This is a genomic window from Algiphilus sp. (assembly GCF_965216485.1).
In the GTDB taxonomy this organism is placed as follows: Bacteria; Pseudomonadota; Gammaproteobacteria; order Nevskiales; family Nevskiaceae; genus Algiphilus.
The window spans coordinates 128,176-142,334 of record NZ_OZ244162.1; the positions used below are offsets into that span (position 1 = coordinate 128,176).

The window sequence follows — 14,159 nt, forward strand, 5'->3', positions numbered from 1 at the left end:
TGGCAAGAGTCACGTCACGGGTTTCCTTGCTGGTTCGACGATTCGCTTTCGAGGGCCCGGATACGGGCTTCCAGTGCTTCGAGCTGCGCGCGGGTGCGTGCCAGCAGCTCCGCCTGTGTATCGAAACGCTCCCGCGAGACCAGGTCAAGGCGATCCAGGTGGGAGCGCAGCAAGGCGCGGAAGTTCTGCTCCAATTCGGTGCGCATTGCGGTCATGCCCGGAACGGCCCGGACCAGGCGCGCGGCGAGCTCGTCCAGCTGTGGTTCTTGGTTCATAGCCAAAGTATGGAGCGCGCGCGCTATGGATGCCACCACCACCGCCAAACCACTGATTGCATGATTATTTCAAAAGTTGGCACGAGTCTCGCATTCACCAGAGCCAACCGGGCGCAGGCAGCCGCGTCCCGGCTCACACGACCACATGGAGTCTGGTAATGAAACTCATCAGTGCAATCATCAAGCCGTTCAAGCTTGACGAGGTACGTGAAGCCCTGTCGGAGATCGGCGTGCAGGGCATCACCGTGACCGAAGTCAAGGGCTTCGGCCGTCAGAAAGGTCACACCGAGCTGTATCGCGGCGCGGAATACGTCGTCGATTTTCTGCCCAAGGTGAAGATCGAAGTTGCCATCGAGCCGGACAAGCTCGATGCCGCCATTGAAGCCGTTACCAAGGCCGCACACACCGGAAAGATCGGTGACGGCAAGGTCTTCGTCTTCGAGCTCGAGCAGGCGGTGCGTATCCGCACCGGCGAAACCGGAACGGACGCGCTCTAAGGCGCCCCTGAACACAAGGAGCATTCCCGATGGAAAAAGAACTCGCATACGCGCTGGATACGTTTTACTTCCTGATATCCGGCGCCTTCGTCATGTGGATGGCGGCTGGCTTCGCCATGCTCGAGGCAGGCCTGGTCCGCGCCAAGAACACGGTTGAAATCCTTACCAAGAACGTTGCGCTTTTCGCCACGGCGTGCATTATGTATCTGATCATCGGATACAACTTCATGTACGGCGGCGGCTATGTCCTGCCCGGCTTCGATCTGATCCTCAGCATGGCTGACAACAGCGCCGAAGCCGTTACTGCCGGTGGTGAAGATGCGCCCTACTACTCCAACCTGTCGGACTTCTTCTTCCAGGTTGTGTTTGTCGCAACGGCCATGTCGATCGTCTCGGGTGCCGTTGCCGAGCGCATGAAGTTGTTCTCCTTCCTGGTCTTCGCGGTCATCATGACGGGCTTCATCTACCCGATCCAGGGTCTGTGGAGCTGGGGCGGCGGCTTCCTGAGCGAAGTGGGCTACAGCGACTACGCTGGTTCCGGCATCGTGCACATGTGCGGTGCGGCCGCGGCCCTTGCGCTGGTGATCGTTCTCGGACCGCGTCGTGGCAAGTACGGTGCTGATGGCAAGGTCAACGCCATCCCCGGTGCCAACCTGCCGCTCGCCACGCTCGGTACCTTCATTCTGTGGATGGGCTGGTTCGGCTTTAACGGCGGTTCGGAACTGGCCGTTGCCAGCGTCGACAGCGCCAATAATGTCGCCCGCGTCTTCGTGAACACGAACATGGCGGCCTCCGGTGGCCTGATCGCCGCGCTGCTCGTGGCCAAGGCCATGTTTGGCAAGGCCGACCTCACCATGGCGCTGAACGGCGCGCTGGCGGGTCTGGTGGCCATCACGGCTGATCCGCTGTCACCGTCCGGCCTGCTGGCCACGATCATCGGTGCCATCGGCGGCGTCATCGTGGTGTTCTCGATCGTCGGCCTCGAAAAGGCCAAGATCGACGACCCGGTCGGTGCGATCTCCGTGCACGGCACGGTCGGCATCTGGGGCGTGCTCGCGGTTGCCGTCTTCAGCGGCGCCAGCTTCGGCGCTCAGCTCATCGGCATTGGTTCGATCTTCGCCTGGACCTTCGGTCTGGCTCTCGTGTTCGGCTTCCTCATCAAGGCGATCATGGGCCTGCGTGTCTCGGAAGAGGAAGAAGAAGCGGGCGTGGACATCTCCGAGTGCGGGATGGAAGCCTACCCCGAGTTCACCAACGAATAAGTTTTCCCCGTGTCGTCTCCCGGTCTTCTGGACCGATTTGCGGGCTCCTTCGGGAGCCCGTTTTTTTTGGGCCATAGGGATCTCTGGGCAAAGCGATACTTCGTCCACGGTGCCGCAGAGCAATGTCCGTGCCTTCAATCAGCGTTTCATACGCGGGGCCTAGCAGGCACCGCAGCGCCAAAAGGAAGGGCAACAGGGGTGGCGTGTGCTTTGCTTCGAGACCGCAGCTCCAACCGACCAAAACGTGACATGGCATCGCCTGGCGCGTCGCCATGCAGGCAAAAGTTTGCTGCGGAAAAGCGGCTCAGCCGCTACGTTGGGATCGGATCCGAACCCCGGAAGGGGCTTCAGTAGGTGAAGGCCAGACCGACGGTGAAGAGATCCTGCGTCGGCTCGCTGAAGGACTCCTCGTCGTAGAAGCTACGGCTGTATTCCACCTGTACGGACCATGCCTGGCCAACGAGCGGAATGGCAGCCCCGACGCCGCCGCGCGCGCCTTCGAACTGCTCCGAATCGCGCGTGAAGCTGCCGTCCGACCGTCCAACCGTCGCCTCGGCGCGGTACCACTGCCAGCCTCCAAAGCCATAGACGAGTACCTTGCGCGCGACGAAGCCGCCGAGCAGCAGCTTCACACCGTAGCCATAGTCGCCCTGCAACTCGAGGCTTCCTTCGCTGCTGTTGCCGGTCTCCGGGTCACGCAGCAGCACATCAGCGCGCTTGTTTGCGTCGTCGGCATAGGCATTCAGTTCAATGCCCACGGCGCCGCGTCCCCAAGGGGCGAGATAGCCCAGGGCACCACCAAAGACGCTTCCGTCGGCGTCGAAGCGCGAGACGCCGCCCTCGCCATCGTCGACCTCCACCTCCAGATCGCTATAGCCCGCAAAGCCCTTGATATAGGGTCCTGGCGAGAGATCCGCCGCCTGAAGCGTGGACACCATCGAAGACAACACCGCCCCGGCTACGACGCATTGCGCAAGGTGCCTGCTGACCATGGAACCGCCCCCGAACACTGGAATTGCCGGAAGGCTAGCACATTGGACCTGGAATTCTGCCGCCAACTGCGGACAGCAGGCCCCGGACAGCTGACGGATGCGTCACTCAGCCACCCGCAATGCGCTGACGCAACTGCGCGTGCCGTTCGCGATCCAGCGGATAGCGCCATACCATGACGACCACGCCGAGCTTGACCACGACCGGCAAGAGCGCATAGAGGAACACCAACATGCCCAGTGCGGCCACCTCCTGCCCGTCCTGACTGGCATCGAAACCGGCCCATTCCAGCAAGGGGTAGGTCACCCCGACGGCCACGGCAAAAGCCAGCTTGGTCGCCATGCCCCACAGTCCGAAATACAGACCGGCGCGGCCACCACCGCCAGCCGCCGTGTCTTCGTCGATGACATCGGCCTGCATGGACGCCGGCACCGCCTGATCAATCCCGAGACAGGACCCGGCCAGCACGCAGATGAGGAGATACCAGCCAAAGTCCCCCGGCCCCAGCTGCGTGGCAAAGGCGAAGACGAATGCCGCCCACAGCATGGACGCGCACCAGAGCCGATGCTTGGGCATGGCGCGCCCCAGTTGCATCCATAGCGGCAACCCAAGGACCGCAGCAAGGAAGTAAACGATGAGGGCAATGCCTGCCATTTCACGGCTGACTTCAAGCACATGGATGTTGAAGAAGATGAACAGCGTGGCCGGAAAACCATTGGCCGCGCCATTGGCGAGATAGGCCAGGACCAGACGGCGGAAAGGGCGATTGGCCGCCAGCAAGGCCAAGCCCTCTCCCGGATGCAGCGCAGCCTGCTGCGGCACCTGCGGCTCCCGAACAGCGCGCAGCAGCAGCACCATGGCCAGCGGCAGCGCCACCAGCAGGAACCAGAAGATCGACTGCAGCCCGGCGGCTTCGCTCCCGGTCTGGCGCTGCACCACGGTCGGAAGCAGGATGGCGACCATCGTCCCGAGTACGGCAAAGCCCTCGCGGGCTGCGGTGACACGAGAGCGCTCGTCGTAGTCGGCCGTCAGTTCGGCGCCCCAGGTCTGATAGGGCAAGGACACCAGTGTCCAGCCCAGATAGGCGAGCAAGGCGGTGGTGAGCAGATAGGCCCAGCCAGCGCCTTCCGGCGGTGCAAACAGCAGCCACGTCCCCAGCAGCAGGACAGGCGCCCCCAGCACGATGAAGGGGCGACGCCGACCATATCGGCCGCGCCAGCGGTCTGACAGCCAACCGACGCCCAGATCGGTGATGACGTCCCAAATCCGCGCTCCGAACAGCACAGCACCGACGGCGGCGGCCCCCACACCCGGCAAGGCGGCGTAGTAAGGAGGCAGAAAGACCACCAACGGCAACAGCATGGCCGTCAGTGGCAAGCCGAGCGTGCCGTAGGCCAGCAGTTGCCCCCAGCGCAATCGCGCGTGCCCGTCAGGCATGACCTGCTCCTTGAACGGATGAAGGCGCCTGATTACCCATCTCGGCTACGCGTACCCGCCCCCAGAAAAAGAAAAGCCACATCCGGGGATGTGGCTCTTGCTGTGCGACGGCTTCGCGCCTCAGCGCTTGTCCATCGGCTGGTAGTCGCGGATATCGGCGCCGGTATACACCTGGCGTGGACGGCCGATGCGGGTGGTCGTATCGGAGACCATTTCGGACCAGTGCGCCACCCAACCCACCGTGCGGGCAATGGCGAACATCGGCGTGAACATGTTCACCGGGATGCCGAGCGCCTTGTAGATGATGCCGGAGTAGAAGTCGACATTCGGGTAGAGCTTGCGCTCCTTGAAGTAGTCGTCCTCCAGAGCGATGCGCTCGAGTTCCAGCGCCAATTCCATCTGCGGGTCATTCTCCTGCCCGAAGTGCTTGAGCACGTTATGACAGTGTTCACGGATGATGGTGGCACGCGGGTCATAGTTCTTGTACACGCGATGGCCGAAGCCCATCAGGCGCACGCCCGCTTCCTTGTTCTTGACCTTCTCCATGAAGGGCTTGACGTTCTCCACCGTGCCGATCTGATCGAGCATGCGCAGCACGGCTTCGTTGGCGCCACCGTGCGCCGGCCCCCACAACGCGGCGATGCCCGAGGCGACGGCGGCATACGGGTTGCAGCCGGTGGAGCCGGCCAGACGCACCGTGGAGGTCGAGGCATTCTGCTCGTGGTCGGCGTGCAGGATGAACAGCACATCCAGCGCCTTCGCTGCGACCGGGTCCACGTGGTAAGGCTCGGACGGCACCGCAAACATCATCTGCAGCAGGTTGGAACTGTAGTCCAGGTGGTTCTGCGGGTAGATGAAGGGCTGACCGAAGTAGCGCTTGTAGGCGGCCGCCGTGATGGTCGGGATCTTGGCGATCATCCGGTGCGCAAAAATCTTGCGATGTTCCGGATCCTGATTATTGGTGGTGTCGTGGTAGAAAGCGGACAGCGAACCCACGACGCCGCACAGCATGGCCATCGGGTGCGCGTCGTAGCGGAAGCCCTCGAAGAGCCGCTTGAGCGACTCATTGATCATGGTGTGACGACGGATGCTGCGGTCGAAGTTCTCCAACTCATCCTTCTGCGGCAGCTCGCCGTTGAGGATCAGGTAGGCCACTTCGATGAAGGAAGACTGCTTCGCGAGCTGGTCCACAGGGTAGCCGCGATACAGCAGCATGCCGGCGTCGCCATCGATGTAGGCAATCGACGAGTCGCAAGAGCAGGTGCTGGTAAAGCCCGGATCGTAGGTGAAAACACCCTGCTGAGCGTAGACCTTGCCTACGTCCAGACCGAGGGGACCGCGGGTTCCGGTCTTGACGGGCAGTTCGGTCTTTTCGCCGGTTTCCTCATTGAGGAGGCTGTATTGCGCCATGAGCAACTACTCCAGGTTTGGTGCCTCGGGACGCGCCGGATAGTGCGCTGGATAGGACGAACGCGCGACCCCGGTGTCGACCGCAGCAGCGGCAACTGCTGGCGGCACGAACTCTATCAACCGGGGATCGAGCGGCTTCGGGATGATGTACTCAGGCCCGAAGCTTAGCGAAGTTTGGCGGTAGGCTTCCATCACTACGCGTGGCGCGCGCTCGTGCGTAAGGGCACAAAGCGCGTGCACTGCAGCAATTTGCATCTCGGTATTGATGCGGCGGGCCCTCACATCCAGTGCGCCCCGGAAGATATAGGGAAAGCCCAGAACGTTATTGACCTGGTTCGGAAAGTCGCTGCGCCCGGTTGCCATGATCAGGTCATCGCGCGCGGCGAGGGCCTCGCTCGGCATGATCTCCGGCACGGGGTTAGACAAAGCAAAGACAACCGGTCGCGGGGCCATGCCTTTCAGCATGTCCACCGACATCAAGCGCGGCCCGGACACGCCGATGAACACATCCGCGCCATCAAGCGCCTCTGCCAATGTCCGCCGATCCGTCTCCACGGCGAAGGATTGCTTCTCCGGTGGCAGGCCCTCGCGGCCGCTATGGATGACGCCCTGGCGGTCCAGCATCAGCATGTTGTCGCGGCGCGCGCCCATGGCGGCCAGCAGATTCATGCTGGCCACACCCGCGGCACCAGCGCCGAGACAGACAATGCGAATATCTTCCAGCCGTTTTTCCTGCAACAGCAGGGCGTTGACCAGGCCAGCCGCAACAATGATGGCCGTGCCGTGCTGATCGTCGTGAAAGACGGGGATGTCCAGCTTTTCGATCAGCGCCTGCTCAATGCGGAAACAGTCGGGGGCCGCGATGTCTTCAAGATTGATGCCACCGAAGGTCGGCGCGATGCGCGCAACCGTTTCGATGAAGGCGTCTGGATCGCTGGCATCCACCTCGATATCGAAGACATCGATATCCGCAAACTTCTTGAAGAGGACGGCCTTACCTTCCATGACGGGCTTGCCCGCCAGGGCACCTGTGCGGCCCAGGCCGAGCACCGCCGTGCCGTTGGTGATGACGCCCACCAGATTGCCGCGCGAGGTATAGCGGAAGGCCAGCTCCGGGTCCCGCTGGATTTCGATCACCGGTTCCGCAACACCCGGGGAATAGGCCAGCGACAGCTCTTCCGGGGTCGTGAAAGGCTTAGTGATGGCAATCGCCAACTTCCCCGGCCGGGGTTTGGCGTGATAATCGAGCGCTGCCTGCTTGAAAGCGTCGGACATCGGATGCCGGGGACTGGTGAGTGCGGTGGGTCACGCCAACGGGCGGCGACGGAAAGCGGCCACGACACGCGGCAGACGGCCACCGGCGCGTACCGCGCCCAGGCAACCGCCAATCAAGCGTGATTAGCCGCCGTAGCGCTTGCGGAAACGATCGACGCGACCACCCGCGTCAAGCAGCTTCTGCTTGCCGGTGTAGAAGGGGTGACAGTTCGAACACACTTCCACAGACAGTTCCGCCTGGCCCAGCGTGGACTGCGTTTCGAAGGAGTGACCGCAGCTGCAAGTCACTTTGACCGGTGCGTATTTGGGGTGAATAGCGGGCTTCATAGCCGAGTCCCGGGAGCTACAAGGGGCGCGGAGTATAGATGATTGCCAACTCCCAATGCTAGCCCGGCGCCGCAAGTTTGCCCGGGCAGCCTGCAAAGCCCGTCATTCAGTCGTTTTCGGCTTGTACGTCGACCTGCCAATCGCCGTCCGTCGCAACCTCGAGTCGCACCAGCATGGGGCGGCAGCACACCGAGCAGTCCTCGGTGTAGGCGGCACTGCCCTCCGACAGATCCACCGTCAGCGCGATGCACTCCCAACACGCCGGACAGGTCACCTCGACTTCTTCGATCACGCAGGCTCCAGGAACAGCTGCAACAGGGTGTTCAAGTGTGCCCGGCCCAGTGCAGTAGGCCGCACCCCCGTCTGGTCCACGCTCAACAGGCCGCGCCGTTGCGCCGCCTCCAGCACAACGGCCAGATCGTCACGACACAGCCCGGCGTGCGCGGCAAGGCTCTCCCAATCAAAGCCTTCGTGCAGGCGCAGTGCGTTCATGGCGAACTCGAAGGGGCGTGCCTGCGGCACCACGGGCTGAAGCGACTGCAGCGCCTCTGCACTCCCCGCCCCCGCCATGAACTGCTTTGGGTGCCGCCAACGTATGCGCCGTTCGATCAACAAGCTGCCGTCGGCGCCGCGTGCGGAATGCTTGCCATGCGCGCCAGCGCCGATGCCGATGTAGTCCCCAAAGGACCAGTACACGCGGTTGTGGCGGCAGCGCCGCCCGGGCTGCGCCCAGGCCGAGGTCTCGTAGCCCGCGTAACCGGCCGCCTGCAGCAAGCGCCCGCCGGCGTCCAGCATGTCCGCCGCCGTATCCTCGTCGGGCAACGGCGGGGGCGCGGCAGCGAAAGCCGTGTTGGGCTCCAGCGTCAGGTGGTAATAGGACAGGTGTTCCGGGCCCAGCGCAATGGCCGTCTCGAGGTCCGCCGCCGCCTCCGTCATGCTTTGCTCGGGCAGCGCGAACATCAGGTCGAGGTTGATGTTCCCGAAGCCCGCCTTACGCGCCAACGAATAGGCGTGCTGTGCGGCCGCCCCATCGTGAATCCGGCCGAGGCGACGCAGCTGCGCGTCGTCGAAACTCTGCACACCCAGTGACAGGCGGTTGACGCCAGCCGCGCGATAACCCGAAAAATGCGCCGCGTCGGCGGTTCCGGGATTCGCCTCCAGCGTGATCTCACAATCGCTGGCCAGCCCCCAGGCGCGATCCGCGGCCTCGAGCACCGCAGCGATACTGGATGGGCTGAACAGGCTGGGTGTACCCCCACCGAAGAACACCGAGACCAGCGGGCGCCCCACCCCCAATACCTCTGCTTCCCAGCGCATGTCGGACAGGAGCGCCTCGGTGTAGGTGGTCTCGGGCAGGGCGCCATCGCGCAAGCCGTGGGAGTTGAAATCGCAATAGGGGCATTTCTGGACGCACCAAGGCAGATGCACGTACAGCGCCAGTGGCGGCAACGTCGCGGGCATCAGCCGCCGTCACCTCCGCGCGGCAACTGGGCAAGCAGCGCGCGCATGGCCTGCCCGCGGTGACTGCGTGCCTGCTTCTGTTCGCGCGACAGTTCCGCCGCGCTGCAGCCGAGCTCCGTGACCTCGAACAGTGGGTCATAGCCGAAGCCGCCATCGCCTCGCGGGGCCGAGAGGATGCGACCCTGCCAATCTCCCTGCGCGATGCGCGGCACCGGATCCTCGGCATGGCGCAGGAAAGCCATCACGCAGACAAAACGTGCAATGCGCGCCGCCTCTGGCGTATCGGCTAGGGCTGCGAGCAGCTTGGCATTGTTGGCGGCGTCATCGGCGTCCACGCCTGCGTAGCGGGCGGAACGCACACCGGGCGCGCCCTGCAGCACCTCGACTTCCAGTCCGGAATCGTCGGCCAGCGCCGGTAGTCCGCTGACGGCGGCGGCATAACGCGCCTTGGCGATCGCGTTCTCGACAAAGGTGGGCGCATCCTCCGCCGCCGCCCCATCGCTGAACTCCGAGAGCAGGCGTACCTGCCAGCCCTGCGGCGCCAGCAGCGCCTGCATTTCGGTCAGCTTGCCGGCATTGCGGCTGGCAAGGACCAAGACCCTCATGCTGCCAGTGCCTCCTGCTGGGCGCGGGTCAGTTCAGCGATTCCGGCCGCGGCCAGATCGAGCAGCGCATTGAGTTCGTCACGCCGGAAGGCGTGTCCTTCGGCGGTCCCCTGCACCTCGATGAACTGGCCGGCTTCGTTCATGACGACGTTCATGTCGGTCTCCGCGCTGGAATCCTCGGCATAGTCCAGATCAAGCACCGGCGTGCCGTCCACGATACCAACAGAGACCGCGGCGATCTGGCCAAGAATCGGATCCCGACGCACCAGGTGCTGCCGACGCAGGGTAGTGACGGCATCGACCAGCGCCACATAGGCGCCAGTGATGGCGGCGGTTCGCGTTCCGCCGTCGGCCTGCAGCACATCGCAGTCCAGCGTGATGGTGCGCGCACCCAGCGCATCGAGGTCGACACAGGCGCGCAGGCTACGACCGATCAGCCGCTGGATCTCCTGGGTACGACCGGACTGCTTGCCGCTGGCAGCTTCGCGACGGCCACGATCGTGGGTGGCACGCGGCAGCATGCCGTACTCTGCAGTGAGCCAGCCGCCGCCGGCGGCCTTTTTCCAGGGCGGAACGCGCTCCTCTACGCTGGCAGTGCACAGCACGCGGGTATCGCCAAAGGCGACCAGCACGGAGCCCTCGGCATGCCGCGTGTAGCCGCGCTCGAAATGGATGGGGCGAAGTGCATCCGGAGTACGGCCGGAGGGACGGGCCATGGCTTGCTTCCAGGTTCGAGAGGGCGCGCAGTATAGCGATGGCCTTCCACCCCCGCGCGAACGCGAGCCATGGCCTGCTGGTCCATGGGACAGAGACGGCCAAAGCCCGACAGCACCCCGCCGCCCTGCGGGCGACGAGGACAATCGGGTTAGCATGATCGCCATGGACCCGGAAGAACTGATCGAAGACTTCGAAATGCTCGGCGATTGGGAGGAGCGCTATCGCTACCTCATCGAGCTGGGCAGCCAATTGCCGCCGCTCTCCGACGAGGAGCGCACGGAGGAAAACAAGGTGCGCGGCTGCATGTCGCAGGTGTGGCTGGTCCCCGAGAACGGGTCGGAAGCGCAGCTGCGGTTCCGTGGCGACTCGGACGCGCACATCGTGCGCGGCCTCATTGCCCTGCTACGCATGCTCATGTCCGAGCGCGACGCGGCGGAAGTGCGCGACATGGACATTGGTGACATCTTCAGCCGTCTCGGCCTGGAGAATCAGATCACCGCCAACCGCCGCAATGGCTTCTATGCCATGGTGCAACGGATCAAGCAGCTGGCCGAAGAACGCGCTGCCAGCTAGCCTTCGCCACGCTCGCGTTGGGCGTCCAGGTCCTCACGCAGATCGTCCTTGATGGTGCCCCGCCACATTGGTGCACCGGTGTAATAGCCTGCGCGACCAATCGCATGCGCCGCCAGCGGCGACGTCAGGGTGATGAAGCCGACGATGGCGAGCACGCGGGCGGTGATGCTCGCCTCCAGATAGTGCAAGGCCACCCCACCGAGCATCAGGCCGGCCCCGAAAACCCCGGACTTGGTCGTGGCGTGCATGCGCGTCAGCAGATCGGGCATGCGCAATGCACCGAGTGCGGCAATCATCATGAAGGCGCTGCCCACCACCAGCAGCAGCAAAGCAATCCATTCCAGCCAGATCATTCTTCCCCCCGCTTTTCGAGGTAGCGCGCGAAGGCGAGCGCCGCCAGAAAGCCGGTCAGCGCCAACACCAGGGCGACATCGAGCGCCGCTCCGACATTGGTATCGACGGCGTAGGTCGCGATCATGCCTACGGTGAGTGACGCGATCAGCTCAAGGGCCACGACCCGGTCCGGCAGCGACGGCCCCAGCAGCAAGCGGATGAACGAGAAAATCATGCCGAGGCAGAGCATGCCGTAGCTCAGCGCAATCAGGATGCTCATCGCAGAACCTCCAGGACGCGACGTTCCATCTCGCGTAACTGATCCCGCGTGGTCTCTTCGTTATCGAGGTACATCACATGCACGTAGAGCACATGATTCTTCTCGTCGATATCGAGGCTGAGCGTGCCGGGGGTCAGTGAAATGAAGTTGGCCAGTACGGTGATCTCCCCGCTGGTGCGTGCCTCCATCGGCATGCGGATGACTGCCGGCCGCATCAGGTGTGTGGGTGTTACCACGTCGTAGGCCACGCGCAGATTCGACGCCACCAGCTCTTTCAAGAAGAAGCCCACGAAGCGCACCAGCCGCGGAATCTTGCGCACATAGTGCGCAAAACGCGGGTCGTTGCTCAGCGTAAAGGCAATGATGAGATAGCCCAGCACGAAGCCCACCGCGAGATTGCTCAGCGAGAAGAAGCCCGTGATGGCCGCCCAGGCCAGCATCAGCATCAGATTGAAGACGTAGCCGTTCATTGCGCGCCCTCGGGAAGTACTGCCGCGATATACGCGCTCGGATCCAGCAACTGGTCCGCGGCCGCCGCAGCCAGTTGCCAGACGGGCTCAGCCACCAGGCCGATGAGCACTGTCAGCACGGCCAGCGAGACGATGACCAGCATCATCGCGAAGGGGGGACGTACGCCACGCAACTCCGCCGTCTGCGGTGGCGTGGCCTTCCAGAAGACCTCCATCCAGATCTTCATCATCGAATACAGGGTGAGCAGGCCCGTCAACAGCGCGGCGGCCACCACCAGCCATTCGTCCAGGGCGACGCCGGCCTTGATGACAATGAACTTGGCCCAGAAGCCGGAAAGCGGCGGCACGCCTGCCAGCGACAGCGCAGGAATGAGGAACAGCACGCCCAACCATGGGTGGGTCTTCCATAGCCCGCCGATACGCGACAGATCATGCGAACCGCGCAGATGGTAGGTGGCGCCGGAAATGAAGAAGAGATTGGCCTTCACGATGATGTGGTGCGCGAGGTAGAAGACCCCACCCGCAACGGCCAGCGGCGTATACAGGGCCAGTCCGAGGATCATGTAGCCGATCTGGCTGATGATGTGGAAGGACAGAATGCGGCGGAATTCAAACTGCGCCGCCGCACCAAGGACGCCGGAGAGCATCGTGAATACAGCCACCCACTTCAGTACCTCATGCGTGAAGCCCACATCGGCCGTGAAGATGAGCGTGAAGAAGCGATACAGCGCATAGACCCCGACCTTGGTCAGCAGCCCCGCAAAGAGCGCCGACACCGCCACCGGCGGGGTGTGATACGAAGCCGGCAACCAGAAGAACAAGGGGAAAGCCGCCGCCTTGATGCCGAAGGCGATCATGAACAGGGTCGCAATGACGGTGACGCGGTCGCTGGACTCCAGCGCCGCCACCTTCACCGCCACATCGGCCATGTTCAGCGTACCGATCAGACCGTAGAGCAGGCCGATGGCGGTCAGGAAGATGGCCGAACTGATCAGGTTGAGCACAACGTACTTGAGCGCGCCGGCCATCTGCGCGCGCTCGCCGCCCATGGCCAGCAGGGCAAAGCTGGCCAGCAGCATGATCTCGAACCAGACGTAGAGATTGAACACGTCACCGGTCAGGAAAGCGCCGGCGACCCCGGCCAGCAACACATGCAGCAACGCGTAGTAGCCGGCGTGCTCCATGCGCAGCGTGGTACCGGGCAACGAGAAGATGGCGGCCGCCAATCCGGTAATGCCGGTCAGCAGTACCATCAGCACGCTCAGCCAGTCAGCAACGAAGACGATGCCCATCGGTGCCGGCCAGCCGCCGAATTCGGTGACCTGAATGCCTTCGTTCGCCACCTCGATCATGAGCAGGATGGCCGAGATCAGCAGCGCGCCGGTGCCCAGCACCGCCAGCGCCCGCTGCAGCATGTGCGAGCGCCATGCCACCAGGGAGAGCGCCCCGGCGAGCATGGGGATCAGCACCGGGGCAGCAACCAGATAGCTCATTCGTCGGCGTCCTTCAGGGCGTCGAAATCATCCACATGCAGCACTTCATGGGCGCGGTAGATCAGCGCCATGGCAAAGGCGAGCACACCGAAGCCGATGACGATGGCGGTCAGGATCAGCGCCTGTGCCAGCGGATCGGCAGTACCGGGCTCGGGCAGATAACTGCCCGCCGGAATCAGGGCCGGAGTCGCTTCGGTCAGACCGGCCGCAACGAAAATCAGGAGATTGGCGGCGTTCGACAGCAGGATGAGGCCGATCACCGTCTTCGTGATGGAGCGACGCATCAGCATGTAGAAGGCGCAGCCGTAGAGGCCGCCCACCGTGATTGCCAGCCAGACCGCCATCAGCCCTCCACCTCGGCCAGCGTCAGCGCCATGGTCAGCACGGCGCCGATGACCACCAGATAGACCCCGATGTCGAACAGCAGCGGCGTACCAATATGGGTCTTGCCGACCACCGGCAGATGGACATCGATCCACAGACCTTCGAACACCGCGCCTCCCGCCAGCGGCCCCATGACCGCCGCGACGAGAGCGATCAACAGCCCGACGCCGAGCAGGGTGCGCGGATCCGCGCGCAGCACGCCGCGCGCCGAGCGGATGTCCACGGCAAACAGATGCAAGGCAATAGCGGCGGATGCCACCAGCCCACCGATGAAACCGCCACCCGGGTGGTTGTGTCCACGCACCAGAAGATAGACCGACAGCACCATGAGCAGCGGCAGCAGTAATTGAGCGCCCACACGCAGCAGCAT

Annotated in this window: 19 protein-coding genes; 3 read left to right on the forward strand and 16 right to left on the reverse strand. The window is 63.7% G+C overall.

The features are described from left to right. Positions 1-14: 14 nt before the first annotated feature. Positions 15-275 carry an accessory factor UbiK family protein gene (locus tag ACOOFO_RS00555; protein WP_420427719.1) on the reverse strand — a complete coding sequence of 87 codons (261 nt, stop codon included), beginning with the start codon at positions 273-275 and terminating at the stop codon, positions 15-17. Between the two features lie 158 nt (positions 276-433). On the opposite strand from ACOOFO_RS00555, the gene glnK reads away from it, so the two are divergent. Together glnK and ACOOFO_RS00565 are read left to right on the forward strand one after the other, a co-directional pair. Further along, positions 434-772: a P-II family nitrogen regulator gene (gene glnK, locus ACOOFO_RS00560; protein ID WP_420427720.1), complete on the forward strand. Its 339-nt coding sequence runs from the start codon at positions 434-436 to the stop codon at positions 770-772. 29 nt (positions 773-801) lie between these two features. Further along, positions 802-2,034 carry an ammonium transporter gene (locus ACOOFO_RS00565; RefSeq protein ID WP_420427721.1) on the forward strand — a complete coding sequence of 411 codons (1,233 nt, stop codon included), beginning with the start codon at positions 802-804 and terminating at the stop codon, positions 2,032-2,034. Positions 2,035-2,381: 347 nt separating this feature from the next. On the opposite strand, the gene ACOOFO_RS00570 is transcribed toward ACOOFO_RS00565, so the two are convergent. The 9 genes from ACOOFO_RS00570 to rph form a co-directional block, all read right to left on the reverse strand. Then, positions 2,382-3,026, reverse strand: coding sequence for an outer membrane beta-barrel protein (locus ACOOFO_RS00570; RefSeq protein WP_420427722.1), 645 nt, complete (start codon positions 3,024-3,026; stop codon positions 2,382-2,384). Positions 3,027-3,132: 106 nt separating this feature from the next. Further along, positions 3,133-4,461, reverse strand: coding sequence for an MFS transporter (locus tag ACOOFO_RS00575; RefSeq protein ID WP_420427723.1), 1,329 nt, complete (start codon positions 4,459-4,461; stop codon positions 3,133-3,135). Positions 4,462-4,581: 120 nt separating this feature from the next. Next, the gene (locus ACOOFO_RS00580) at positions 4,582-5,871 is read right to left on the reverse strand and encodes a citrate synthase (RefSeq protein ID WP_420427724.1); all 1,290 of its coding nucleotides are present in this window, start codon (positions 5,869-5,871) and stop codon (positions 4,582-4,584) included. Positions 5,872-5,877: 6 nt separating this feature from the next. After that, complete coding sequence (locus ACOOFO_RS00585; protein ID WP_420427725.1) at positions 5,878-7,146, reverse strand: malic enzyme-like NAD(P)-binding protein; 1,269 nt, start codon at positions 7,144-7,146, stop codon at positions 5,878-5,880. 123 nt (positions 7,147-7,269) lie between these two features. Then, a complete protein-coding gene (gene rpmE, locus ACOOFO_RS00590) occupies positions 7,270-7,473 on the reverse strand; it encodes a 50S ribosomal protein L31 (protein ID WP_420427726.1) in 204 nt (67 codons plus the stop codon). Positions 7,474-7,579: 106 nt separating this feature from the next. Next, positions 7,580-7,765, reverse strand: a complete 186-nt coding sequence (locus ACOOFO_RS00595; protein ID WP_420427727.1) for a CPXCG motif-containing cysteine-rich protein — start codon at positions 7,763-7,765, stop codon at positions 7,580-7,582. Then, positions 7,762-8,934 carry a radical SAM family heme chaperone HemW gene (hemW, locus tag ACOOFO_RS00600; RefSeq protein ID WP_420427728.1) on the reverse strand — a complete coding sequence of 391 codons (1,173 nt, stop codon included), beginning with the start codon at positions 8,932-8,934 and terminating at the stop codon, positions 7,762-7,764. The genes ACOOFO_RS00595 and hemW overlap by 4 nt, the downstream gene beginning before the upstream one ends. Further along, positions 8,934-9,539: an RdgB/HAM1 family non-canonical purine NTP pyrophosphatase gene (rdgB, locus tag ACOOFO_RS00605; RefSeq protein ID WP_420427729.1), complete on the reverse strand. Its 606-nt coding sequence runs from the start codon at positions 9,537-9,539 to the stop codon at positions 8,934-8,936. The genes hemW and rdgB overlap by 1 nt, the downstream gene beginning before the upstream one ends. Beyond that, positions 9,536-10,255 (reverse strand): ribonuclease PH, encoded by a 720-nt coding sequence (rph, locus tag ACOOFO_RS00610; RefSeq protein WP_420427730.1) that lies wholly within the window; start codon positions 10,253-10,255, stop codon positions 9,536-9,538. The genes rdgB and rph overlap by 4 nt, the downstream gene beginning before the upstream one ends. Positions 10,256-10,418: 163 nt before the next feature. Here rph and ACOOFO_RS00615 point away from each other — a divergent pair, with 163 nt between their 5' ends. After that, positions 10,419-10,829: a SufE family protein gene (locus ACOOFO_RS00615; RefSeq protein ID WP_420427731.1), complete on the forward strand. Its 411-nt coding sequence runs from the start codon at positions 10,419-10,421 to the stop codon at positions 10,827-10,829. Here the strand turns inward: ACOOFO_RS00615 and mnhG are convergent. Genes mnhG through ACOOFO_RS00645 form a run of 6 tightly spaced genes read right to left on the reverse strand, consistent with a single transcriptional unit; the run spans position 10,826 to position 14,159 of the window. Beyond that, positions 10,826-11,182 (reverse strand): monovalent cation/H(+) antiporter subunit G, encoded by a 357-nt coding sequence (mnhG, locus tag ACOOFO_RS00620; protein WP_420427732.1) that lies wholly within the window; start codon positions 11,180-11,182, stop codon positions 10,826-10,828. The two genes, ACOOFO_RS00615 and mnhG, sit on opposite strands and share 4 nt — an antisense overlap. Further along, the gene (locus ACOOFO_RS00625; RefSeq protein WP_420427733.1) at positions 11,179-11,442 is read right to left on the reverse strand and encodes a monovalent cation/H+ antiporter complex subunit F; all 264 of its coding nucleotides are present in this window, start codon (positions 11,440-11,442) and stop codon (positions 11,179-11,181) included. Before ACOOFO_RS00625 ends, mnhG begins: the two co-directional genes overlap by 4 nt. Next, positions 11,439-11,912, reverse strand: a complete 474-nt coding sequence (locus ACOOFO_RS00630; RefSeq protein WP_420427734.1) for a Na+/H+ antiporter subunit E — start codon at positions 11,910-11,912, stop codon at positions 11,439-11,441. Before ACOOFO_RS00630 ends, ACOOFO_RS00625 begins: the two co-directional genes overlap by 4 nt. Then, the gene (locus ACOOFO_RS00635; protein ID WP_420427735.1) at positions 11,909-13,405 is read right to left on the reverse strand and encodes a Na+/H+ antiporter subunit D; all 1,497 of its coding nucleotides are present in this window, start codon (positions 13,403-13,405) and stop codon (positions 11,909-11,911) included. The genes ACOOFO_RS00630 and ACOOFO_RS00635 overlap by 4 nt, the downstream gene beginning before the upstream one ends. After that, positions 13,402-13,749, reverse strand: a complete 348-nt coding sequence (locus ACOOFO_RS00640) for an NADH-quinone oxidoreductase subunit K (protein WP_420427736.1) — start codon at positions 13,747-13,749, stop codon at positions 13,402-13,404. Before ACOOFO_RS00640 ends, ACOOFO_RS00635 begins: the two co-directional genes overlap by 4 nt. Next, positions 13,749-14,159, reverse strand: a complete 411-nt coding sequence (locus tag ACOOFO_RS00645) for a Na+/H+ antiporter subunit B (RefSeq protein WP_420429815.1) — start codon at positions 14,157-14,159, stop codon at positions 13,749-13,751. Before ACOOFO_RS00645 ends, ACOOFO_RS00640 begins: the two co-directional genes overlap by 1 nt.